We start from the raw sequence: 26,079 nt of genomic DNA, 5'->3' as shown, positions 1-26,079 counted from the left end.
GCGGGAACAAACCTTCATAGTTGCAAGAACCTGCCTTTCCAAAAAACAAAAGCAATCTTATATTATATAGTGTAGCAATAACTTGTGTGACTGAATAGACTTCCGAAGTTTTCTCCTGCGCCCAGCCGTTTCAAACTTCGGAAGACCCTGCAGAATAAACCCGATAGCAGCAGGCATCCCGATTTAAGTACCGGTTTGTGTTATATTTTGGTGTGCTTGCTTGTTTCACAGGTTTTCATCGGGATAAAGCGGATAGCGGAAACATACCTATATAGTAGCACCAAAACTGCTTTGCTAAAAAAACAAAAGCACTCCTAATATATATAGTGTAGAAATAAATCCAGCGTGGACTGAATAGACTTCCGAAGTTATCCTTACACCCCTACTCTTTTAAACTTTGGAAGTTATTTACTGAAATCATACTATATAGTATAGGAATAAAAAAAACTTTCAGATACATTGGGTATACTATATATATGTTAAAAATTGTTAACTGTTATATTGTACTGAATTGCTTTGCATAGCTTAGTGGCCAATTGTTTTTATTGATGTTATCGTATTATTAATTATCTTTGCAGAATGTTTAAAGTTAAACACTTAATTATTTTAGTATTTGTTGCCGCTCTGGGTATTGCGGGTTGTAAAAGTCGTTTCGAGAAATTGAGAGCGAGTAATGACGTTGCAAAAAAATATCAAGAGGCTCTTCGTTTGTACAATAAACGTGATTACAGTAAAGCATTGGTGCTTTTTGAGGATCTTTCTCAAAAATATCGTGGCCGTGCAGAGGCTGAAGATCTGAACTATTATTATGCCTATACTTTATATAGATTAAGTGATTACACAACTGCCAGATACCAGTTTAAAAGTTTTGCAGATACCTACCCAGCAAGTAAAAATGCCGAAGAAGCGAGATACATGGGTGCTTATTGTTTCTATTTAGAATCTCCAAATTTCTCTTTAGATCAGGAAAATACCTATAAGGCTATAGATGCACTTCAATTATTCATCAACTTATACCCTACCAGCGATCGTGCTGCAGCCGCTGGCAAATATATTGCTACATTAAGGGGCAAGTTAGAAGATAAAGCTTTCGAAAATGCCAAAATGTACTTAACTACCGGACCAAGCAATGTAGACAACTACAGGGCAGCGGTTATTGCTTTAAAAAATGCGCAAAGAGATTATCCAGATATTAAATATGCTGAGGAAATGGATTTCTTGATGATTAAAGCGCAGTATTTATACGCAAAAAACAGTTATATCATCCGCCAGGAAGACCGTTATAATGAAGCACTTGCTTTATATACTGAGTTTACTGAAAACCATCCTGACAGTAAATACACTAAAGATGCAAAGGTACTTAAGGATGATGTTGAGGCTGGTATTGTGGCTACAAAACAAGAATTGGCATTATATGCCGCTGATCAGGAAAAATACAAGCAGATGTTGATCAGAACTGGTAAATTAAAGGATACCGTTTCTACAAAACCAACTAATGCTGATAACACGAATATTAAAAACAAGTAATACATGAATACTAACAAACCTGCTGTACCAAATACTACAGTAACCAGAAACGTACACGATTTAGATAAAACTACAGATAACTTATACGAATCTTTAGTGGTAATTGCTAAAAGAGCAAATCAGATTTCGAACAACGTTAAAGAAGAGTTACATGGTAAATTGGCAGAATTTGCTTCAAGCAACGATAATTTAGAAGAAATTTTCGAAAATCGCGAGCAGATTGAAATCAGCAAACATTACGAGCGCATGCCGAAACCTGTTTTGGTTGCTATAGATGAATTTTTGAACGAGAAAATTTATCACAGAAATCCTGCTAAAGAACAAAAGTAATTAGCAGAGGGCAAAGAGCATGGCGCAGTTTTATAAGCATATCAATGCTCTATGCCCCGTGCTCAACACGCTATGCTGAAACATAAAAATATAATCCTTGGCGTTTGCGGTAGCATCGCAGCATATAAGTCGGCTTTTTTAGTTCGGCTGCTTGTAAAAGCTGGTGCAAACGTAAAGGTTATTCTTACCCCTGATGGTGCTAATTTCATTACACCACTTACCCTTGCTACGCTTTCTAAGAACCCTGTTTACACCCAATACTTCGAAGAAGAAACTGGCGTATGGAGCAACCATGTTGAGTTAGGCTTATGGGCCGATTTAATGATCATCGCTCCAATAACTGCCAACACGTTGGCCAAGCTGGCAACAGGTATCTGTGATAATTTATTAACGGCTGTTTATCTTTCGGCCAAATGCCCGGTTTATGTTGCCCCCGCAATGGATCTGGACATGTGGAAGCATGAAACTACACAAGCTAATATCGAAAAGATTGCCAGTTTTGGCAATACGGTTATTGCACCTGCCAATGGCGAACTTGCTAGCGGACTTTGGGGCGAAGGCCGAATGGCAGAACCTGAAGAAATTGTTTCCTTTCTAAACGATGCCATTAAAAGATCGATGCCTTTATTTGGCAAAAAGGTAATGGTTACTGCTGGTCCTACGTACGAGGCGATTGATCCGGTGCGTTTTATTGGCAATCACTCATCAGGCAAAATGGGTTTTGCCCTTGCTGATGAACTGGCCAGCCTTGGAGCTGATGTTACATTAGTTGCCGGACCAACTGCACAAAAATCTACTCAAATTTTAAAAAGAATCGATGTAGTAAGTGCCCAGGAAATGTTCGATGCCTGTTCATTGGTATTCCCTGAAACGGATATCACCGTAATGTGCGCCGCTGTGGCAGATTATCGTCCTAAACTGGTTGCCGCTCAAAAAATTAAAAAACAGGATAGTGGCCTGGTTTTGGAACTGGAAAAAACAACTGATATACTCGCTTCTTTAGGTACAACGAAAAAAGCGCACCAGATTTTGGTTGGTTTTGCTTTGGAAACCAATGATGAAGAGAATTACGCCAAAGGCAAACTAGAGAAGAAAAACCTAGATCTGGTGGTTTTAAATTCTTTAAATGATAAGGGCGCAGGTTTTAAATCAGATACCAATAAAATTACTATTTTTAACAAAGCTTTAGAACGGACTGTATTTGAAATGAAATCGAAAACAGATGTTGCTAAAGATATTTGTGCGGCCATTTTAAAAATTGCAAAATGATAAAAAAAATTGTTTGGATATTGTTATTGGTTGGTTTCGGGAAACTGCATGCGCAGGAGTTAAATGCGAGGATAACACTGCTGGCTCCCCAGGTTTCGAACATCAGTAAGCCAACTTTAGATGCTTTGCAAAAAACAATCCGCGATTTTTTAAATAATAACAAGTTCAGCAACGAAAGTTATAAGCCTCAGGAACGGATTGAGTGTAGTTTCGTCATCACCATCAATTCGTGGGATGGTGGTTCCGGGTATACTGCGGAAGCACAGATCCAAAGCAGCCGCCCGGTTTTTAACAGCTCTTACAATAGCACTTTGTTAAATATGAGCGATAAGAATTTCGATTTTAATTTCAATGATGGCGCTACAATCGACTTTTCTGATCAGAATTATATTTCCAATATCAGTGCCCTCCTCACCTACTACGCTTATACCATCATCGGAATGGATAAAGATAGTTTCAGCAAAATGGGCGGAACTCCGTTTTATAAAAAAGCACAGAACATCATTAATCTGGCGCAAGCTTCGGGCAATACCGGCTGGCGTGCAGCTGATGGTTTACGCAATCGTTTTTGGTTTAATGAAAACGTTTTGAATCCTATTTTTAGCGAACTGCGCAATTTTATCTATAGCTACCATTTAAGCGGCCTCGATCAGCTAACCGATAATGACAAGGGTTTAACACAGATTGTTGCCGCCCTGCCTGCCCTTCAACAAATGGATAAGCAAAAACTGGGTTCCATTTTCCCAAATGTTTATTTCGCATCAAAAGCCGAAGAAGTAACCAATGTACTTTCTAAACTAAACGGCCAGGAACGCATGAAAGCTTACAATATGTTGGCCGAAATCGATCCGGCGAATATTGGTAAGTACGAAGGGCTGAAGAAAAATTAATTTTTTTGGTCAACTGGTTAATTGTTTAAATCGGTTAATCGTAAAATAACTTTCAGTTAACCAGTTCTCAGCGTTAACACTTAAGTAGTTTTTCTATTTGTGATGGTTGTTTTTGGGAAAGCAGTCTTAACATTCAATTAAAGCCAGTCCTGCTTTCGTTCATACGCCTGCGGGCCTTATACACAGGCCGGTATCCACATCAATCAGGTTTAATAACATAAGTCAGTTTTTCATAGCTTGGGCTTTTCCTTTCAAAAGCGAATAGGCATGCAACGTTCTACCTTCCCATGCGTCTTATATTACAGTTAACCGGTCAACCAGTTTCCATAATTAACCAATAAAGTTAAAAATTTGTTAAAATATTTTGATCTTACGAATATCTTCGTACATTTGAATACGAAATAATTCGTACAACTTGTAACATATGACTAATCATAACATCAAACCAACAGAAGGTGAAATGGAAATTCTCCAGGTGCTTTGGCAAAAGGGGAATGCAACGGTAAGAGAAGTTCATGAGGCATTGAATAAAAAAGACTCTGGGTATACCACAACTTTAAAACTGATGCAGATTCTGCATGAGAAAGGAATGGTAGAAAGAGATACCAATCAAAAAACGCATATCTATAAAGCGCTTGTTAGTCAGGATAAAACTGAAAAACAATTGGTAAACAAAATGATCGATAACGTATTTAACGGATCGGCAGCGAGATTGGTAATGCAGGCTTTGGGTAACCACAGTGCAAGTGCAGATGAGATTGACGAAATAAAAAAGTATTTAGATAGCCTAAAGTAAGGCTAGCGTTGAAGGTTGAAAGGTGTAGGGTTTAGATCCCTAATAAACAGTAAAATTTTCGGATTGTCCCCGTATAAAAAATTAAAACCACCGTTATGGAAACTTTATTACAACAGTTCATCAAAGCATTTGGCTGGAGTATTTTAAACTCACTTTGGCAAAGCGCCATTATTTATGGCATTTTATTTATTGTAATGCTCAGCATTCCGAAGTTGGCGGCGAAATATAAGCACAATCTTGCTTTTGGCGCCATCATTTTAATGTTTATTGGCTTTGGTTATAATTTCATTCATCAGTTAACATTGAATGTAAATAATCAGGCTCCCGCAATCAATGCGCAAAATATACAGGTTTACCAATACTTTAACAACCTACCGCCAAGTTTTAGCAGCAAGGCAGAGCAGTATTTCCCTATTGTAGTCGTATTTTACATTATTGGTATTTTGCTTCAGTTATTCGTAATCGTTAAAGGTTATGGTCAGCTTTCAAAACTAAAGAAAGAGAGTTTAAGTGCCATTCCAGATAGTTGGAAAGTAATTTTCGAACAGGTAACGGCCCATCTTAAAATCAATAAAGCTATCCAGTTCCATTTGTCTTCTATTGTGAATGTGCCTTTGGTTATCGGTTATTTAAAACCCGTAGTATTATTTCCATTGGCCTTGGTAAACCAATTAGACAACGATCAGGTAGAAGCAATATTAATCCATGAGTTATCACACATCAGAAGAAACGATTTCTTATTGAATCTGATTAAAACAGCCATAGAAACCTTATTATTCTATAATCCATTTGTTTGGATGGCAGGTAGATTTATACACATTGAGCGCGAGCATGCCTGTGATGATCTGGTATTAAAAATTACCGGAAAACCGCTGAATTATGCCCATGCCCTACTCAAACTCGAATTATTAAAAGATAAAAACAGTCCGGCTTATGCACTAGCAGCAACAGGCAAGACCCAGAATTTATATCAACGCATAAAAAGAATAACCAACATGAAAACAAATTATTTAAACGCCAAACAACAAATGGCAGCCTTAACTTTAGGAGTAGCCTGCTTGTTTTCTATTGCCTGGATCAATCCAACAGAAAAGAAAAAAGAAAATAAAAAAACGCCTAAAATTGAGGTTTTGAGTCTGATTAACAACTGTGATGCGGAAACCAATGTTTGCTCTGATACTACGAAAAAACGTAAAATTAAAATTGTAACCATTGATGCGGATGGTAAAAAAACCGAATATAACTCGGTAAAAGAAATGCCTGATAGCCTGAGAAAAGATTTTTACAGGGATGAGCTTTTTGCAGGGAAAAATATCTACAGACTGCATACCGACAGTAATTTCAAATTTAAGTTCAGCGATTCGCTATTGCTTGCAAAAATACATAAAGAGTATAATTCACCAGAAGCACAAGCTAAATGGAAAAAATTTGGAGAAGATATTGCCAAACAATACAACACACCAGAAGCACAAGCCAAATGGAAAAAATTTGGAGAGGAAATGCAAAAGAAAATGAATTCTCCTGAAGCCCAGGCAAAATGGAAAAAAATGGGTGAAGATATGGCTAAAGAATTTGGTTCGCCAGAAGCACAGGCCAAATGGAAAAAAATGGGCGAAGATATGGCTGCCAAAGTGAATACGCCTGAATTTAGAGCACAAATAGAGAACATTAGGGCACATGCTTTAAAATCAGGAGAAATCGCTAGATTATCTGGCTTGAGCAGATTACATGCTGATTCTTTATTTAAAACTAAAGGTTATCAACTTTCTCCCGATGGTATAATTTTTAAATACAATGATAACTCGAACAGTAACGTAAGACAAACTGAAGAGTACAAGAAATTGAAAGAAAAATTCGACAACGAGGTAAAAGAGCTGAAAGAGAAAATGGAGAAGAAAGAGAAAAAGGAAAAGGTAGAAGGTGGTAACAAAAGCTCACAGGTAACTCCGGCAGTTATGTTATACAATAATCAAGATTTTACCAGTGCTGTTAAAGCCCTGAACACACTAAATGCTGTAGTAACGTATAAAAAATCTGATTTTACCAATGCCGATCAAACAGCTATAAAAAGTTATGTTCAGGCAGCCAACTTAAAAATTACAGGTGATAATGCAATTAGTATTTCGATAAAATAACAACACATAAACCAAACAGATCATGAACAGCGAAGATTATTCTTCGCTGTTTTTGTTTTGTATTCACCCGTTGAATAAATTTTAATATTTTTGCTTAGCTATGCTACAAAAACTTTCTATACGTAATTACGCATTAATTGACAGTCTCGATATCGAATTTGATAAGGGCTTAAATATTATAACAGGTGAAACTGGCGCTGGTAAATCCATCATTTTAGGTGCATTGTCGCTAATTTTAGGCCAGCGCGCAGAAAGCAAATACTTTTTTAACCAGGATAAAAAATGTGTTATTGAAGGAAGTTTTGCACTGGCAGATGAAAACCTGAAAGAACTTTTTGAAGAAAATGATTTAGATTTCTCGAACGAAAGTATACTGCGTAGAGAAATATCTATAGACGGTAAAACCAGATCGTTTATTAACGATACACCGGTTAATTTATCAATTCTTAAACAAATTGGTGAAAAATTGATCGACATCCACTCCCAGCATGCCACCCAAGAGATTAACGATGCCGATTTTCAACTGTTAATTGTCGATTCTTTAGCTAACCACCAATCGCTATTGTTTAATTACCGCAGCGGGTTTAAAAAACTAAGACAAGATACCAACCGATTGAAGAAATTGGTTATTGAGGCAGACGAAGCGAGAAACAAGCAAGATTATGAGCAATTTCTATTTAACGAACTTGAGCAGGCAAAATTACAGGAAGGTGAACAAGAAGATTTAGAGCAAGAGTTAGAACGTTTAACACATGCCGAAACCATAAAAAGAGCTTTACTTACCGCTTCCGGTTTAATTAACGAAAGTGAACCTTCTGCCCTCCAGATATTAAAAGAAGCTTCATTACAACTTCAAAGTATAGAAAAGTTCGATCCTGCAATTAATGTGCTGTATGAACGTTTACGCTCGTCGATTATTGAAATAAAAGACATTACCGATGAAGTTTCTACAATAGAGGGAAATACCATACACAGTGCCGATCGGTTAGAAATTGTAAACCAAAGGTTAGATCTGTTTTATACCCTGCAACAAAAACATAGGCTTGCCAATAATATAGAATTGCTGGCATTTCAAAATCAGTTGGAAGAAAACCTGAACAAGCTGTTATCTTCTGATGAGCATATCGAAAAACTGCAGAAAGAAATCGATCAGCTTAAAATAGAACTACATAAACAGGCTGACCAATTGAGTGCCAACCGCAAGAAAGCAATTAAAGTGGTTGAGGAACAAACCGGTATTACTTTGAAACAGGTAGGTATGCTTAATGCTAAATTGGTTTTAGACCAAAAAGTGTTGAACGAATTGAATAAAGATGGTTTAGATGAAATCAATCTGCTCTTTACAGCCAATGCTGGCCAAGCCCCTGCCCCGGTAAATAAAGTAGCATCTGGTGGTGAGTTATCGCGACTGATGTTGGCTATAAAAGCTTTATTGGCGAAACACACTTCGTTACCAACCATTATTTTCGACGAGATTGATACCGGAATTTCTGGTGAAACCGCATTAAAAGTTGGAGAAGTAATTGCCGATTTAGGACAGAATATGCAGGTAATTTCGATAACGCACCTACCCCAAATCGCGGCTAAAGGCATATCACATTACTTTGTTCATAAAAATGAAGACCGCGGAAAAACCACAACAGGCATCCGTAAACTTAAACAAGAAGAACGTATTGGTGTAATTGCCGAAATGTTAAGTGGGAAAAATCCAGGTGCATCAGCAATTGAAAATGCGAAAGAATTATTGGCTTAATTTATCATATTAATTCCGCGGTCTGTGTCCCCACAGACCGTTTTCATATCAAATCAAAATCAGTAAAATTAGTGGTCTGTGAGGACACAGACCACAGTATTACCGCTAATTCTTTTGCATCCTTAATCGATGTGCTGTCAGATGTTACCATCTGACAGATTGTAAATAAGATTATTGAAGATTTGCATCATCCTATCTGACAGCTAAAAGAAAAGCACCAATAATTTTACGTCAGGCATTAAACAAAACTAAATAATTAGTTTATATTTAATCAATGAAATCTTTTCTACTTCTACTTTCATTATTAACTATCGGTAAATTTTGTTCTGCACAACAAAGTTATATCCTTTCGGGCATGGTAAAAGATAAACGTGGTGAGCCTTTACCCGGAGCTGGCGTATATGTAAGCGGTTATAAAATTGCAACAGTTTCTAACAATGACGGCACCTACACCCTACCACTAAAACCTGGTAACTACGATATTTTAGTACAATTAATCGGCTATAAAGCTTTAAACAAAAATGTAGTGATTGCTGATAAAGCTGTAAAACTTGATCTTATCCTCGAAGAAAGTATAACCCAATTGGCCGAAGTAACCATTAAACCCGATCCGAACAGGGAACATTATATTGCCATGTTTAAAGGGTATTTTATTGGCACCACCCCCAATGCAGCGCAATGTAAACTCATCAATCCGAACGTACTGATTATCGATTACGATAAAGAGGAACATAAACTTACGGTAAAAACCACCCAATTTCTGATTATTGAAAACAAGGCGCTTGGATACCGCATTAAGTACCTGCTGAACAATTTTGAATACGACAGCAAAACCAGGATCATTTATTATGAAGGTTTCCCGTATTACGAAGATTTAAAAGGATCGGCACGCCGGAAGAAAATTTGGGAGCAAAAGCGGATTACCAGTTATTTAGGTTCTCCACAACACTTTTTTAGATCCATTTATTATCACCGCGCCACCGAAGAGGGATTTATTATTAATAAACTGATTAGCATACCAAATCCGGATAAACCTTCCGACAGTATGATTAACGCCAATATTAAACGCTTAACAAAAGTACAGGATGGCTTAACACGCACATTAACTTTTACGTCTGGAGATTCTTTGAGCTATTGGATAAAAAAGAAAAATCTCCCAAATGGGATTTCTATTTTAAGCCGTGCTCCTGTAACGCAGGATACATTGGTACATGTGGAGAATCAAAGTATTAAAAGCTTCAATTTTACTGATCAACTTTATGTTGTTTACACCAAAGAAAGGGAAGATCCTTCTTACGCCAACCGGATCGGCCTGTCTATTGCACGACCATTAGATATGCCAGATTACCAGATTTCTACCGTCACCTTGCAAGTTGTTCCGGTATATTTTTACGAAAACGGATCTATTTACAACCCTCGTTCGATGATTTATTCAGGTTACTGGGGCTGGGAAAAAATTGCCGACAGTGTACCAATGGATTATTTGCCGCCGGTTAATGGAGTGGGAAAAAAGTAGAAATATCGTTAATACAGCAAGAGAGACAACTACCAAACGCCATTTCTTCTTTTTTTGAAAAGCCAATACAGTGTTTTTTTGGTTTCAAAAGTCCCGCCCTTCGTTACAAATCCTCGCCCTCATGTTTCGGGCTGTGGGTTTTTCACTTTGGTCGGGTTTAGCTGGCAAAGGCCAGTAATACTATTGAGGGTTTTGGAACCACGCAGCACCTGCCAATGTTAATAAACCCGACAGAGCGGGTAGCCCACAGTGAAGCGTAGCGTAACGAGGACTACAAGCGATGGCGGGACTGCTCTAGCCATGAAAAACAGACCTTTCGTTTCAAATAGAAAACAATCTTTATGATGAACCTGATCTATTTTGGAAATAATCGTCATCTCGATCCGATAGCTATCGGATGGAGCAACGCGGAATGGAGAGATCTATCTAGCAAGATTTTGCTTAGCAGCGCCTTCGGGTTCTCAACTAGGTTGCACTCCACTCGAAATGACGATCACTATCAAATGTTAAAATTGTTAAAAATCTTTTACGTTTTTAATAAATATTACGCCTTTTGGTTACATTCGTCTCTATGATTAAAAGCCTTTTAGTAGCCCTTACGCTAATCATGCTGGGTACTAATGCCATTGCTCAAAACACCTTCTCCATTAGTGGTTTGGTTAGGGATCAAAAAGATGGATTACCTGGCGCAAGCATCTATTTAAGTGGATATAAAATTGCTACGGTGGCTGATAACGATGGACGATTTAAATTATCAAATCTAAAACCTGGCAGTTATGATCTACTCGTTCAGCTGGTTGGTTACCTCCCCTATTCTAAAAGTGTAATTATTTCCGATAAATCGGTGCAGGTGGAGCTGGTTTTGAAAGAAAATGTTGCGCAACTGGAAGAAGTTGTAATTAGGGCCGATCCTAACCGTCAGAAATATATTAACCAGTTTAAAGATTTTTTTATTGGTAAAACCCCAAATGCCTCACAGTGTAAGATATTAAATCCGCAGGTTTTAAATGTAGATTTCGACATTACCAAAAGTACTTTAACGGTTTCTACAACCGAGTTTCTGATTGTAGAGAATAAAGCTTTAGGTTACCGGCTAAAATATATGCTCGACCGTTTCGAGTATAACTCAAGAACACACATTATTTACTATTCCGGTCACCCGTTTTTTGAGGAATTAAAAGCATCGGCAGCTAAGAAGAAAAAGTATATCGCCGCCAGAGAGGTCGCGTATTATGGTTCTTCGCAACATTTCTTCCGTTCGCTTTATGCCAACAAAACACAAGAGGAAGGATTTATCATCAACAAAATGGTAAAAGTGCCTAACCCTAACCGCTATCCTGAATATTTAATTAATGCCAATTTAGAAAAGATTAAGGCCGTACCCGAGAAAACGGGCATTAGGCAGAATAAAGGTAAAATAGATACCGCATTGCTCGCCTTTTGGACCAAACAAAAAGAAATGCCCCGAACCATTGATAAATTTTCGAGAGCAGAGGTGCTTACCGATACATTAGTGCACTATTTTAACCAGAACTTAAAATACCTTAGTTATACAGATGCATTGCTGATCCAATACACCAAAGAAAAAGAATCTCTGGCTTATTCTAATACCGGATTTTGGATCTTCAGGCCTTTGGATGTACCCGAAAATGAAATTTCGGTAGCCAACTTAACCGGCGAAGGCGTACGTTTCTATGAAAATGGTGGCATTTACGACTCCCGATCGCTCTTATACGAAGGTTTCTGGGCTTATGAAAAAGTGGCCGATATGGTGCCGATGGATTATATTCCGCTACCTAAGATTAAGTAATGTGAGATAGCTGAGGTAAGGTAGAAGATTGATCTAAACTAAAAATGTTGAAAAGTAGCTAATCTTAGAAATCAAAATTACTAATATTTTTAGTAATTTTAATCTATGATTGGCGAAGAAGAAAAACAATATTTTAAAGGACGAGGCGCTCAAGTTAATCCACATAACAAATTTTTAAAGGATGTTTATGTAAAGGAACATGATGAAGGAATAGACGATTGGGAGGAAAGTGATCGTAAAACCTCCTTTATTTTTGAAAATTCGAAAACCATTGTAAACAAAGTTGACAGCCCCGATGTAGGCATGGCTTATTCTTTAAATCCCTATCAGGGCTGCGAACATGGCTGTACCTATTGTTATGCCCGCAACTCACATCAATATTGGGGCTACAGCGCAGGAATAGAGTTTGAGCGGAAAATAATTGTTAAAAAAGAGGCGCCTGCACTATTTAAAAAATTCTTAGAGAAAAAAGGCTGGGATGCCACCACCATTTCCCTTTCTGGCAATACCGATTGCTACCAACCTGCAGAAAGAAAATTTAAACTCACCAGGCAGTTGCTCGAAATAGCATTGGCCTATAAGCAGCCCATTGGTATGATTACCAAAAATTCGCTTATTCTTCGCGATCGGGATATTCTACAAGAAATGGCGAAGTTGAATCTCTGCATGGTTTATGTTTCGATTAATAGCTTAAACGAAGATTTACGGCAGGTAATGGAACCCCGAACGACAACTGCCAAACAACGGTTAAAGGTGGTAGAGGAATTGAGTAAAGATGGAATTCCTATGGGTGTTATGGTTGCCCCTCTTGTTCCTGGTTTAAGCGACCATGAAATTCCTAAAATTCTAAAAGCTGTAGCCAATGCCGGTGCGCTAAAGGCAGGCTATACCGTTGTACGACTAAATGGAGCTATTGGGCAGATATTTGAAGATTGGCTGCGCAAAAACTTTCCTGATCGTTTTGATAAAGTTTGGCACATGATTCAGAGTTGCCATGGTGGGAATGTTAACGATAGCAGATTTGGCGACCGGATGCGTGGAGATGGTAATATTTCGCAAATGATCAGGGATAATTTTAGACTCCACTGTCGCTTAAATGGCTTAAATGTAAAGGATATAATTTTAGACCACTCTTTATTCAAGATTCCGAGTAATCAGGCAAGTCTGTTTTAAAAAATTTTGAGGAGAAAGCCCCTCAGCGCTCAGGGCCGTGGTTTTATCATCACGGCCATCTCAAAGTTTTTTTCACGATTTGTAATCGCGACGCTTTGAACCGTAGATTTGTAATCCACGTTGATAAAACTTAGTTTTAACGCCATGAACATTGCATTAGTAACTTATCTGGATAAAGGAGCTTATGATAGCGCCACTGTTGAAAACGAAGATGATAAACTCCTAAATTTCCTGAAAGAAAAAGGACTCAATATTGAAAAAGTAATCTGGAACGATGAGCACATTAAATGGGAAGATTATTCGCTTGCCATTTTAAAATCGCCATGGGATTATTTTGACCTGATTGAAGACTTTTACAGCTGGCTTAATCATTTGGAAGCAAAAAATATAAAATTGCTTAACCCCATTGAGGTAGTGAGGTGGAATGCAAACAAACAATATCTGCAGGAGATTGAAGCTGCCGGATTAAAAATTACACCTAGTTTTTTCATTCAAAATAAAGAAAGTGTAAATCTTGAGCATTTCTTTGAGAAATTTAACACCAATAAGTTAATTGTAAAACCCTGTGTGAGTGGTGGTGCAAAAAATACATTTAAGGTAACTGCAGATAATGTGAACGAGGTTAACCAAAAATTAAATCTCCTTATTCAGGATGAAGATTTTATCATTCAGCCTTTTCTACCAGAGATTCTGGAAAGTGGTGAATGGTCTTTCATTTTCTTTAATGGAGCGTATAGCCATTCGTTAATCAAACAGGCCAAACCTGGCGATTTTAGGGTACAGCCAGCGCATGGTGGCTCTGTGCATCCGCAAAAACCGAGTGAAGAACTGATTGCTATAGCACAACAATATGTAACATTATTTGCTAAAGATTGCCTTTACGCACGGATTGATGGTACTTTCGCTAATGGAGATTTTTTGTTGATGGAACTGGAATTGATAGAGCCTTTTCTGTTTTTGAACACCGAACCCGAAAATTATGAACGGTATTACAAGGCTTTAGCAGATTTGATGTAAAGTTTAGCATCTTCGTCATTCTCGCGCATGCGGGAATCTTAAAACCTGAGTTCGATTATTAAATTGTAAAAATAACTATCAGACAAGGTTTATTCCTAATCTTATCGTCATGCTGAACTTGTTTCAGCATCTTTTTTGGCAGGAAAGACCCTGAAATAAATTCAGGGTGACGACCGACTTAACTCAAAACTAGGTTTAGATAATCAAATCAGTATTTAATTATCGAACTCAGGTTTAAAGCGCATTAAGATTCCCACCTGCGTGGGAATGACGCCTGGATTTTAGAATCTGTTACTGGTAAACGAAGTCGAGATGTCGATCGCTATGGTTTTCTTTTATTTAGCTGCAAAGACCTGAACCCAGTAATTATCCGTTTTAGCTGCTCCCATTTCTTTGAAAGCGGCATTCATGATATTTTTACAATGATCTTCACTTTTTATCCAATCGTTAAAAACCTGCGCCTCCGTGGTTTGGCCAACAGCAATATTTTCACCAATGGTTGTCCAATTGTAGCCAGTAGCTTTGACCCGAGCGCCGACGTTATCACCATTGGCTGATGTATGTGTTAAGGTTTTTATAGAGGCCATGTACTTACTGTGACCAATAGCAGCAGTGCTTAAATTTACGCTCCAGGTTAGTGCTCCAACAGGAGGCATAACAGTTGTTCCGCAATTGCAACCGGCTAAACGGGTGTCGTTTACTAATTTTAACAAGGCATCGTTATTGATATTAGTTGTACTAGAAAGTACCGGAGGATTGTTTGTTCCTGCCGGATCATCAGTTCCTTTTTTACAGGACAAAGTACAACATAACGCTAAACAGGCTAGTGAAAAGGTAATTAGTTTCATTAATAGGGAATTGTTTAAGGAAAGGTACGATGATTTTCTTAAAAAAAATTAATTTGTACCCGTCTTTTTCACACACCAAGAACAACTAAGCGTTACCGAATATATTTTAAGCAAAAAAACTCCTGATTTTCATCGGGAGTTTCTTATTTATTTACTTGAAGAATCTTCTTCTTGTTTTGGCTCTTCTTTTTTCTTTTCGCCTTTTTTGTGATTGATCGAAATCAGTTCGGTTGTTTTATCGTAATCGATTTCTAAAACATCACCTTCGGCCAGTTCGCCTTTAAGGATCTCTTCAGCAATTGGATCTTCTAAATATTTCTGAATTGCTCTTTTTAACGGACGAGCACCAAAATTACTGTCAAAACCTTTATCAGCAATATATTCTTTAGCATTATCAGTTAATGCAATTTCATAACCAAGGGTATGAACGCGACCGAATAAAGCTTTTAACTCGATATCGATAATTCTGAAAATTTCGTCTTTACCTAAGCTATTGAATACCACTACATCATCAACACGGTTTAAGAACTCAGGCGCAAAAGCACGTTTTAAAGCACTTTCGATTACACCACGACTGTGAGAATCGGCCTGGTTTGTTTTTGCTGCTGTAGAGAAACCAACACCTTGACCAAAATCTTTTAGCTGACGGGCACCAATATTAGAAGTCATGATGATGATTGTATTTCTAAAATCAACTTTACGACCTAAACTATCGGTTAATTGTCCTTCATCCAAAACCTGTAATAAGATATTGAATACATCAGGGTGAGCTTTTTCAATCTCATCCAATAAGATTACAGCATAAGGTTTTCTTCTTACTTTTTCAGTTAACTGTCCACCTTCTTCGTAACCTACGTATCCTGGAGGCGCCCCCACTAAGCGCGACACTGCAAATTTCTCCATATACTCACTCATGTCGATCTGAATCAAAGAATCATCACTATCGAACATGAAACGGGCCAATTCTTTCGCCAATTCTGTTTTACCTACGCCTGTTGGACCTAAGAAAATAAATGAACCGATTGGTTTTTTAGGGTCTTTTAATCCGGCTCTTGTACGTTGAATGGCTTTGGTTAATTTTTTGATCGCATCATCCTGACCGATAATTTTCTCAGCCACCTTATCGTACATGTTCAACAGTTTTGCACTGTCTGTTTGTCCAACACGTTGTACCGGTATACCAGTCATCATCGAAACCACTTCGGCTACATTATCTTCTGATACCTCGTAACGTTTAGTTTTGGTTTCAGCTTCCCACTCTGCTTTAGCTTTATCTAATTCTTCAATTAAATTTTTCTCTGTATCGCGCAGTTTCGCTGCCTCTTCATATTTCTGGCTACGTACAACCTTGTTTTTCTCTAATTTGATATCTTCGATTTTAGCTTCGATATCAATAATGTTCTGAGGAACGTGGATGTTGGTTAAGTGAACACGTGAACCTGCTTCATCTAAAGCATCAATGGCTTTATCTGGCAAGAAACGATCAGAAATATAACGCGATGTTAAAGTAACGCAAGCTAAAATAGCTTCATCAGTATAAGTTACACCGTGGTGTTCTTCGTACTTATCTTTAATGCGTGTTAAAATCTCTACAGTTTCATCCGGTGTAGCTGGCTCTACCATCACTTTTTGGAAACGACGGTCTAAAGCACCATCTTTTTCAATGTACTGACGGTATTCATCTAATGTTGTGGCACCAATACATTGAATTTCGCCCCTTGCCAAAGCAGGTTTGAACATATTGGATGCATCTAATGAACCCGAGGCCCCACCAGCTCCAACAATGGTATGGATCTCATCAATAAATAAAATTACATCAGTAGATTTTTCAAGCTCGTTCATCACGGCTTTCATACGTTCCTCGAACTGGCCGCGGTATTTTGTACCGGCCACCAATGATGCCAAATCTAATGTAACCACGCGTTTGCCAAAAAGCACACGCGAAACTTTACGTTGTACAATGCGTAGGGCAAGGCCTTCTGCAATTGCMGATTTACCAACTCCCGGCTCTCCAATTAAAATTGGATTGTTCTTTTTTCTGCGGGATAAAATCTGCGATACACGCTCAATTTCTTTCTCGCGGCCTACAATAGGGTCTAAACGACCTTCTTCAGCAGCTTTTGTTAAATCACGGCCGAAGTTATCCAAAACAGGGGTTTTAGATTTTATATCTGAAACCTTTTTAGGTGTACTAAAGCTTTCTTCTTCGCGATAATCGTCATCGCCTCCTGTAGAAGCACTGTTTGAGATATCATCTCTGAAACCATTTTTATTCACTTCAACCTCCTGTTTAAAAACATCGTAAGTAACACCATACTGCAATAAGATTTGGGAGGCGATGTTATCATCATCTCTCAAAACCGATAACAGCAAATGTTCGGTACCAATTAAATCGCTTTTAAATATTTTGGCTTCTAAGTAAGTGATTTTTAAAACTTTTTCTGCCTGTTTTGTTAATGGAATATTGCCTAAGTTTACTGTAACACTCGAAGTACCGCGAACGGCATCTTCAATTGAGCGGCGCAATTTACCGGTATCAACCCCTAACGATCGTAAAATTTTTATAGCCATGCCATCGCCTTCGCGGATGAGGCCCAATAATAAATGCTCGGTTCCGATGTAATCGTGCCCTAAGCGGAGCGCTTCCTCCCTACTAAAAGAGATTACATCTTTAACCTGTGGTGAAAATTTTGCTTCCATAATACCTTTCTTAACAGCTACGTCCCTAAACTATAAAATAACTTTATAAAAACGAACGTACTGTTTTCTTTATTTTATCAACAATTGCGCCATATGGGTGGATAAAGAGGCTTTTGAATGCCTGAGAACCCAAAATTCAATGTAAGATTATCGTTTCGATAAATATTATTTTATTTATATCTATCTACGTAATAAGTGTTCTAAAGGTTTTAAAGGGACATTTGCCAAAAACATCCGGTTATAGATATTTTATTGTCGGTTTATTGTAAGGATTTTTTCGCTATCAAAAACTGACAATTTGTATCTTTTTACTTAGGCAATTTACAAGTTTTGACAGAAAAACAAAAAGAACGTGACATCATTTAACAATTTCATTAGATAAAAATCAACAAACTATCCGATCAATCCTACCTATTATTACCCTATTACGAAGTTAACTGTAATTAGGTTGTTTTTGTTTTCTAACATCGTAGTTTATTGTAATCCATTTATCATAAAATAAGCCTATCTTTTAATACAGAAACCAACTACAGCGCTTTAGTCGTTTCAACCATAAAGCGCTTCGGCAAATTGATGTTTATTATTTGATGATAACTTCTGTAAAAACTGTAACGGGACATCGGCAACACCAAGTTTATCACATTTTGAAACTACATCATTTAAATCGAAATGACCAGATAGCGATTGATAAAGTTCTCCATCAGTCTGCTCAAATCCCGTACTCCAATCTGTAAAATAACGCTGCTCATATTTGCCAATTTGCAGTAAAACAACCGATTCATGACGTTCGTCATTTACGATTTTGTTAAAAAGTCTGCGAATGATCCGTTCATCTCCCTCAAGTAATTGCATAAATCTCCCTTTACTCTTTGTAATCTGCAGACCTCTTACATATAATAATATCCCAGTAATGTTATTCCGATTATTAAAATCTCTGCACTGATTAAGCAAGGCTTTAAGTTCATCATTGTTAAACGAACTGCTCTCTATGCTTGTATAAATTAAATAAAAAATGGGTTTTAAAACTTCAATCTCTAATTCCATAAGGTAATTAACGCTAAATTTTCTGTTTTTCCTAAAACGCGCCTATTATCTGATTATTTCCACAACAATTCTAGCAAAACATGATCTTAACGACTCAAATTAAACAAAAAGATCACCAAAAATCTATTAATTGCCCTAATACACTAATAATCTAAAAAACAACAAGCATATCTCTTGCTTTTATTTTAGTTGCCAAAAAAAACTCATCTCTTTTTCTTTATAATGTATTACCAAACCAAAGAGAAGCAAACGTTTGCGCTTAATAATATCGGCAATATAAGCATACAATATTTATCACCCTTCAAAAAAGGCTCAAATAGTAAGCACACCATCCGTTATATACAATTTAAAGCAAACGTTTGCGCTGCATTCGCGGTTTGATCTTGACTTTTATGGTTATAGTTTAGTAATAATCATTTTACTAAAAAGTATATTATTAATGAACCTAAGAATAACTTTTAGCCCTCCCTAATCTGATTAATGCTCCTCAACAGATAACAAAACAGTAACTAATCTAACCTAAAAAACATGAAGAAAATTCTTTTAATGATTTCCTTTATTGCGTGTATTTTCGTAGTAAAGGCACAAAACCGTACTATTTCTGGTACGGTAACCGACAGTAAAAAACTCCCGCTTCCGGGAATTACCGTGACCGTTCTGGGCACAAAAACTGCCGTACAAACAGATGCAAACGGAAAATATACGATTAGCGCTGATAATGAGAGTACCCTGGAGTTTAAAGCCCTAGGTTTTACCACACAAACCATTAAAGTGGGCACAAATACTGCTGTAAATGTTTCTTTAGTAGATCAATCTACTGAGTTAGACGCCGTAACAGTTGTAGGGTATACCACAAAGAAGAAATCAGAAATTTCGAGTGCAGTAACTACCGTAAGTGGTTCGCAGCTTAATGATGTAACTTCTGTAAACCTCGGCAACCTGCTACAGGGTAAAGCGCCTGGTGTGGTGGCGAGTTCTGCTTCTGGCGACCCTACTGCTGGCTCGAATGTAGTGGTACGTGGCGTAGGTAGTATTAATGCCGGTACCGGGCCACTAATTGTAGTTGATGGAAACATTGGTGGTACGTATAACCCGGCCGATGTGGATAATATTACCATATTGAGAGATGCCGCAGCCACAGGTTTATACGGATCGAGAGCTGCCAATGGCGTTATTATTGTAACCACCAAAAAAGGAAAAGCGGGAGAAACCAGATTCAGCCTAAACTCAACCATTGGCATTGCCAAGGCTACTACAGGTAACTTTAAGCTAATGGATGCTCAACAACTTTACGATTACCAAAAATCTTTCTTTACTACTCCGCCAGCTGCTTCGGTACTAAATACCAATACCGATTGGTGGAATGAGGCCTTTAGAACAGCAATGGTAAATAACCACACGTTAACCGCATCTGGGGGGAGTGAGAAAACTCAATTTTATATCTCAGGCAACTATTTTAAAGAAGAAGGAACTTTAATCAACAACGATAAAACACAATATAGTTTAAGGGCTAACCTTACCTCACAATTGACTAAAAAACTAAAATTAACGGCTTTGTTAAGCGGAATTGTAATCAATGATAATTATAACCCTGAAAGTGCTGTTTATCAGGCTTATTTAAATATGCCATACGATCCTGCTTATAATGCGGACGGCAGTCCAACTGACCCACGGAGTATTCCTTCCTGGAAAGGTAGAGACCGCTCAAACTTTTTGCAGAGCTTGCAATACAATTATTCAAAAGCAAGAAGTTATACCACAACAGGTGATATAAACCTGGATTATGACATACTCAAAAACCTAACGGTTTCTAGTTATAACAGGGCCACCATTGCCAACGGCAGATCGAGCAATTATTATGACAGAAGAAGTCAGAGTGGCGCAACAAACCTGGGAACAGTATCTTTAGGTAATACTTTCTCTACTACACTTTTATCATCGAACAGAATTAAGTACAACGTAAATTTAGGTAACCATAGCCTGAGCGTTTTAGGTGTTGCGGAGATAGAAGGTTATAAATATGATGAAAGCGGAATTACTGCCAAAGGTTTGCCAGCCGGATTGGATGCCATAAATACAGCAACTGATATCACCAATAAACCCACAGGAAGATATGATCAGTATCAAAATATAAAATACCTTGCGCAGGCCGACTATAGCTATCAAGGCAAGTATTACTTAGTAGCTTCTATAGTAAATGAATACTCTTCGCGATTTGGGAAAAACAATCCCGCCGCAACTTTTTATCAGGCAGGCGCATCGTGGATTTTATCTAACGAAGATTTTTTAAAGAGCAATACCACACTTACCTTTCTAAAATTACGCGCCAGTTTTGGTACTACTGGTAATCAACGTTTTACCACGAACGATAGCCCTGATGGTTTTTATCAATCGTTGGGACTATATAATTTAAATGCAGGAGCTTCATACAATGGTCAAACAGGTGCCTTCCCTACCCAAATTGCCAACCCGGATTTGACCTGGGAAAAATCGAGAGCCTACAATTTAGGTCTGGATTTTGGATTATTTAAACGTATCGACATTACTATTGATGCCTATGACAAACGCAACTCTGATCTGCTATTTGCCGTTCCACTTCCTTCAACAGTGGGTTATGGAAGCATTAGAAGAAACATAGGTGCGGTAAGAAACAGAGGCATTGAGCTCACTATCAACGCTAAAAACATCCAGCAAAAAGACTTTAAATGGGAAACCAGCTTTAATATGTCTTTTAACCGCAACAAAGTTATGGAGTTAAATCAAGGCTTATTGGTAGTAAACACCAGTACCCAGCCAATAGCTTTGGGTCATGATATGGATGAATGGTACATGCAAAAATGGGCAGGGGTAAATCCGGCTGATGGCAAACCGCTTTGGGAAAAATTAGACGATCTTACTGGTGTAACCAGTACTTATAACCAGGCTACCAGACAATATACAGGTAAATCGTCAGCGCCAAAGTTTAGTGGCGGATTAACCAATACATTGGAATATAAAAACTTTACCCTTTCGGCTTTCTTAAATTTTGTATATGGCAACTGGGTATATAACGATAGCCGTTTCTATTTCGATAACGACGGGGTGTACGAAAGTTATAATCAACAGGTATTACCTAAAGGTTCGGTACGATGGACAACACCTGGCCAAACCGATGCAACCCATCCACAGGCTAAATTCGGCGGTAATCTTCAATCGCATCAAACCTCTACCCGCTTTTTAGAAGATGGAAGTTATTTAAGATTGAGAAATGTAACCGTAGGATACAATTTACCTACCACTTGGTTAAAAAAGGCCTCAATAAATGCAGCCCGCTTGTATGTGAGCGGCGACAACCTATTTACGGCCACCAAGTTTTCGGGTGTAGATCCTGAAGTTGATCTTACTGGTGGTATTTCGTCTTTCAGATATCCAACCAGCAGAAGATTTGTTTTTGGCGTTAACCTAACATTCTAATTATTAATAAGATTATCATGAAAATATACCATAATCACATCATAAAATTCGCCATTGTAGCCAGTGTTATTCTTTCTGCATCTGCATGTCGTAAAACTTATTTCCCCTCTGATAAAGCGGAAGATAGTGGGTTATTAACTACAATCGAAGGTAAGCGTACGGCCACCTTAGGTAATTATGCTACCCTAAAATCATTAAACTACGAAAATAATTACCATTGGCTAGCCGAGCTCCCTTCTGATGAAGTAGCTCAGGGGCAAAACTCATCAAGTGATGTAACCAATTTATATAAGTATACCCACCTGGTAAATTCTGCCAATGCAACTGCTTATTTCCAGCAAGCCTATTATGTTGCATCTGCAACAAATAAAATCATTAAGCTTATTCCAGATGGTTCATCTGCTGATTTACTGCAAATTAAAGGTGAAAACTTATTCCTAAGGGCGATGTTGCACTTTAACCTGGTACGCATGTTCGGAAGGCCTTATGCACAGAACCCTACCACCAATGCTGGAGTTCCAATTTTGAGCGAAACGGTAAGTGAAACCGACGCTGCTATAATCAAAAGAAGTACAGTTGCCCAAGTTTACGATTTTGTAATTGCTGATCTATTAAAAGCTGCGCAATGTATCACTGCAGAGAAAAGCAATAGCTTCGCTACAAAAATGGCTGCTTATGCACTCTTATCAAGAGTTTATCTTTATATGGATAACAACGCCAAAGCCGTAGAATATGCCAACCTGGTTATCAGCTCAAACAAGTATCAATTGATGCAGGATGCCGCCTATCAAACCTATTTTAGAGGCGATCCAGAAAAAAATACCGAAAATATCTTTGCCATCAAACACACCAAAACCGAGAACTACGATTATTCAGCTATTGGCTCGTTATACTATAGTGGCGATGCCAATGGTAATGCCTTAGGCCAGGGAGAAAGCGGATGGGGAGAAATATATGCTTCGGTAAAGTATTATAATTTTCTTAATAAATATCCTCAGGATAAAAGAAAAAGCTTTATTTCACCTTTAATCGTAAATGGCGTACAACAGTTAAATACAAAACTAACCCCTGCTGCACCTATTTATTATGTAAATAAAAATAACCTGCAGGAAGGCGTGATTAATTTAACATCACCTGTTTACCTCCGTTTAGCAGAAATGCACCTAAACAGAGCGGAGGCCAATGCCAAGCTGAACAATACGCAATTGGCTTTAGATGATGTGAATATAATTAGAACCCGTGCAGGAATTCCAGCTTATACTTTGACAGATGTTACGCCAACACACAACATTTTAGATATTGTACTGGAAGAAAGATGGTTAGAACTGGCTTTTGAAGGTCAACGGGCTTACGACCTATTTAGAAATAACCGTCCAGTGGTAAGAGATTACCCAGGCACACACTCTACTATTAATGGCTCAGTTAATCAAACCATTAACCCTACTGATGCGCGGGTAATTTATTTTATCCCACAAACCGAAAGAGATAAAAATCCTAATTTATCTCAAAACCCATAATAAAAGACAAATTTCATATTATCAAAAAACAAAAGCCTTTCAATCCTGAAAGGCTTTTGCTTTAACTAATGCTTACGGTATCTACTAAGAATTATCCGCTAGCTAAATGTAAAACTTTTGTATTGCGTTACACAGCAAGATATATTTTATGAACGAATTATGATAATTACATTAAAACGAGATTAGAATTGGCAGTTCATTCGTCATTGGTTCATTAGTTGGCATGATGCAGAAAAGCATTCCGTGTTAATTTGTGGCTAAAAGTTTATTAAAGTATAATCATAAAGCACTTTGTAATGGGCTTGTTGTTCTTATCTTTGTGAGCAATTTTGGCGTTGCCATTATTTGGTTGGGTAAAACAGTCTGTAAGAAAAACTGTTAACCTTCCTTTAATATCAATCTTAGTATTAAACTACTTTAAAAACAACACATTATAATGTCAGACGAGAAAATAATCTTTTCAATGGCAGGTGTAAACAAAATTTACCCTCCACAAAAACAGGTTTTAAAAAATATTTACCTTTCTTTCTTTTACGGTGCCAAAATCGGGGTTATTGGTTTAAACGGCTCTGGTAAGTCATCTCTTTTAAAAATCATTGCCGGTTTAGATAAATCTTACCAAGGCGAAGTGGTTTTCTCACCAGGTTATTCGGTCGGTTATTTAGCACAGGAGCCGATCTTGGATCCTGAAAAAACCGTGCGCGAGGTGGTTGAAGAAGGCGTTGCCGAAGTAACTGCTATTTTAAAAGAGTACGAAGAAGTAAACGAAGCTTTCGGCTTAGAGGAAAACTACTCAGATCCTGATGCCATGGATAAACTGATGGCCAGACAAGGCGAACTTCAGGATAAAATTGATGCATTAGGTGCCTGGGAAATTGATTCGAAATTAGAAAGAGCTATGGATGCCTTGCGTTGTCCTGATCCTGACACTAAAATCGGTGTATTATCAGGCGGTGAGCGCCGTCGTGTGGCCATGTGCCGTTTATTGCTTCAACACCCTGATGTATTATTATTGGATGAGCCTACCAACCACTTGGATGCCGAAAGTATCGATTGGTTAGAACAATTCTTACAAAATTACGAAGGAACCGTTATTGCAGTTACCCACGATAGGTATTTCTTAGATAATGTTGCCGGATGGATTTTAGAACTAGACCGCGGTGAAGGTATTCCATGGAAAGGAAATTACAGCAGCTGGTTAGATCAAAAAGCAAAACGTTTATCGCAGGAAGAGAAAACAGAAAGCAAGCGCCAGAAAACATTAGAACGCGAGTTAGAATGGGTACGTATGGCACCAAAAGCACGTCATGCAAAATCTAAAGCACGTTTAGCCAACTACGATAAATTAGCTTCAGAAGATGGCAGAGAAAGAGAAGATAAATTGGAACTTTTCATCCCTGCTGGACCTCGTTTGGGTAATGTGGTAATTGAAGCAACAAATGTTACCAAAGCTTATGGCGATAAGGTATTGTTCGATAATTTAAACTTCTCCCTTCCGCCGGCAGGTATTGTGGGTATTATTGGTCCCAATGGTGCAGGTAAAACCACTTTATTCCGTTTAATTACCGGACAGGAAGAAGCAGATGCTGGTACATTCCGTGTAGGCGAAACCGTTGAGTTGGGTTATGTAGATCAGATGCACAACGATTTAGATGCCGATAAAACCGTTTACGAAAACATTACCGATGGATTGGACAATATCCAATTGGGCACTAAAGCCGTTAACGGACGTGCCTATGTTTCAAAGTTCAACTTTAATGGTGGCGATCAACAGAAAAAAGTAGGCATCCTATCAGGAGGTGAGCGTAACCGTGTACACTTGGCCATTACCTTGAAAAAGGGAGCCAATGTATTGCTACTGGATGAGCCAACCAACGATATCGACGTAAACACTTTACGTGCCCTGGAAGAAGCCTTAGAAAACTTTGGTGGTTGTGCCGTAGTGATCAGTCACGATAGGTGGTTCTTAGATAGGATTTGTACACACATCCTGGCGTTCGAAGGTAATTCTGAAGTTTATTTCTTCGAAGGGAACTATTCAGATTATGAAGAAAACCGCAAGAAACGTTTAGGTGATGTTACCCCAAAACGCATCAGATATAAAAAACTAAATTAATACAAAGTCCCGATGAGAATCGGGACTTTTTTGTTTGAGGTGTAATTTGGAAATTATTTTTTAACGTTATCGTCATTCCCGTGCATGCGGGAACCACGAAGTGCTCAGCGAAGCTAATCTTAAAGCCTATTGCATTACAATTATTCATAGGCTTTCTTCTCTCCAAAGGCATTCATGAGCACTAC

General features: G+C 38.0%; 17 protein-coding genes and 1 pseudogene. 14 read left to right on the top strand and 4 right to left on the bottom strand.

The features are described from left to right. The first annotated feature begins 579 nt into the window (after positions 1-579). The 5 genes from AC1DNH_RS20350 (at position 580) to AC1DNH_RS20330 (ending at position 4,812) form a co-directional block, all read left to right on the top strand. On the top strand, positions 580-1,527 hold the full coding sequence (locus tag AC1DNH_RS20350; protein ID WP_029279752.1) for an outer membrane protein assembly factor BamD: 948 nt from the start codon (positions 580-582) through the stop codon (positions 1,525-1,527). A gap of 3 nt (positions 1,528-1,530) precedes the next feature. Next, positions 1,531-1,857 carry a DNA-directed RNA polymerase subunit omega gene (locus AC1DNH_RS20345; protein WP_025145617.1) on the top strand — a complete coding sequence of 109 codons (327 nt, stop codon included), beginning with the start codon at positions 1,531-1,533 and terminating at the stop codon, positions 1,855-1,857. A 72-nt stretch (positions 1,858-1,929) separates the two neighbouring features. Then, positions 1,930-3,126, top strand: a complete 1,197-nt coding sequence (gene coaBC, locus AC1DNH_RS20340; protein ID WP_477610593.1) for a bifunctional phosphopantothenoylcysteine decarboxylase/phosphopantothenate--cysteine ligase CoaBC — start codon at positions 1,930-1,932, stop codon at positions 3,124-3,126. Beyond that, a complete protein-coding gene (gene porD, locus AC1DNH_RS20335) occupies positions 3,123-4,016 on the top strand; it encodes a type IX secretion system protein PorD (RefSeq protein ID WP_057934614.1) in 894 nt (297 codons plus the stop codon). The genes coaBC and porD overlap by 4 nt, the downstream gene beginning before the upstream one ends. A 424-nt stretch (positions 4,017-4,440) precedes the next feature. Then, positions 4,441-4,812, top strand: a complete 372-nt coding sequence (locus AC1DNH_RS20330; protein WP_029279745.1) for a BlaI/MecI/CopY family transcriptional regulator — start codon at positions 4,441-4,443, stop codon at positions 4,810-4,812. Positions 4,813-4,814: 2 nt separating this feature from the next. On the opposite strand, the pseudogene AC1DNH_RS20325 reads toward AC1DNH_RS20330, so the two are convergent. Then, a pseudogene (locus AC1DNH_RS20325) lies at positions 4,815-4,901 on the bottom strand (hypothetical protein); the annotation flags it as partial. Positions 4,902-4,907: 6 nt separating this feature from the next. Between AC1DNH_RS20325 and AC1DNH_RS20320 the strand changes: the two are divergent. From AC1DNH_RS20320 to AC1DNH_RS20295, 6 genes are all read left to right on the top strand, one after another. After that, the gene (locus AC1DNH_RS20320) at positions 4,908-6,947 is read left to right on the top strand and encodes a M56 family metallopeptidase (protein WP_477585233.1); all 2,040 of its coding nucleotides are present in this window, start codon (positions 4,908-4,910) and stop codon (positions 6,945-6,947) included. A gap of 100 nt (positions 6,948-7,047) precedes the next feature. Next, the gene (gene recN / locus AC1DNH_RS20315) at positions 7,048-8,700 is read left to right on the top strand and encodes a DNA repair protein RecN (protein WP_477610247.1); all 1,653 of its coding nucleotides are present in this window, start codon (positions 7,048-7,050) and stop codon (positions 8,698-8,700) included. A gap of 274 nt (positions 8,701-8,974) precedes the next feature. After that, on the top strand, positions 8,975-10,216 hold the full coding sequence (locus tag AC1DNH_RS20310) for a carboxypeptidase-like regulatory domain-containing protein (protein WP_477584330.1): 1,242 nt from the start codon (positions 8,975-8,977) through the stop codon (positions 10,214-10,216). A 571-nt stretch (positions 10,217-10,787) separates the two neighbouring features. Then, positions 10,788-12,026: a carboxypeptidase-like regulatory domain-containing protein gene (locus AC1DNH_RS20305; RefSeq protein WP_477584332.1), complete on the top strand. Its 1,239-nt coding sequence runs from the start codon at positions 10,788-10,790 to the stop codon at positions 12,024-12,026. Between the two features lie 105 nt (positions 12,027-12,131). Next, entirely contained in the window at positions 12,132-13,199 is a 1,068-nt protein-coding gene (locus AC1DNH_RS20300) for a PA0069 family radical SAM protein (RefSeq protein ID WP_477625607.1), read from the top strand. Between the two features lie 144 nt (positions 13,200-13,343). Further along, entirely contained in the window at positions 13,344-14,216 is an 873-nt protein-coding gene (locus tag AC1DNH_RS20295; protein ID WP_477581040.1) for an ATP-grasp domain-containing protein, read from the top strand. A 335-nt stretch (positions 14,217-14,551) separates the two neighbouring features. On the opposite strand, the gene AC1DNH_RS20290 is transcribed toward AC1DNH_RS20295, so the two are convergent. The 3 genes from AC1DNH_RS20290 to AC1DNH_RS20280 all read right to left on the bottom strand — a co-directional run bounded on the left by AC1DNH_RS20290 (position 14,552) and on the right by AC1DNH_RS20280 (position 18,808). Next, complete coding sequence (locus AC1DNH_RS20290) at positions 14,552-15,064, bottom strand: CAP domain-containing protein (RefSeq protein WP_477625606.1); 513 nt, start codon at positions 15,062-15,064, stop codon at positions 14,552-14,554. A 147-nt stretch (positions 15,065-15,211) separates the two neighbouring features. Beyond that, positions 15,212-17,764, bottom strand: coding sequence for an ATP-dependent Clp protease ATP-binding subunit (locus AC1DNH_RS20285; RefSeq protein WP_477581036.1), 2,553 nt, complete (start codon positions 17,762-17,764; stop codon positions 15,212-15,214). Positions 17,765-18,310: 546 nt separating this feature from the next. Continuing rightward, complete coding sequence (locus AC1DNH_RS20280) at positions 18,311-18,808, bottom strand: BLUF domain-containing protein (protein WP_477581034.1); 498 nt, start codon at positions 18,806-18,808, stop codon at positions 18,311-18,313. A 528-nt stretch (positions 18,809-19,336) separates the two neighbouring features. On the opposite strand from AC1DNH_RS20280, the gene AC1DNH_RS20275 reads away from it, so the two are divergent. The 3 genes from AC1DNH_RS20275 to ettA all read left to right on the top strand — a co-directional run bounded on the left by AC1DNH_RS20275 (position 19,337) and on the right by ettA (position 25,894). After that, positions 19,337-22,261, top strand: a complete 2,925-nt coding sequence (locus tag AC1DNH_RS20275; RefSeq protein WP_477581032.1) for a SusC/RagA family TonB-linked outer membrane protein — start codon at positions 19,337-19,339, stop codon at positions 22,259-22,261. A gap of 17 nt (positions 22,262-22,278) precedes the next feature. Next, the gene (locus AC1DNH_RS20270) at positions 22,279-23,778 is read left to right on the top strand and encodes a RagB/SusD family nutrient uptake outer membrane protein (RefSeq protein ID WP_477608839.1); all 1,500 of its coding nucleotides are present in this window, start codon (positions 22,279-22,281) and stop codon (positions 23,776-23,778) included. A 436-nt stretch (positions 23,779-24,214) separates the two neighbouring features. Beyond that, positions 24,215-25,894, top strand: a complete 1,680-nt coding sequence (ettA, locus tag AC1DNH_RS20265) for an energy-dependent translational throttle protein EttA (protein WP_057932811.1) — start codon at positions 24,215-24,217, stop codon at positions 25,892-25,894. The last annotated feature ends 185 nt before the right edge of the window (positions 25,895-26,079 follow it).

This window comes from Pedobacter sp. 01N310, assembly GCF_056399805.1.
This window is presented reverse-complemented; position numbering and strand designations above follow the sequence as displayed.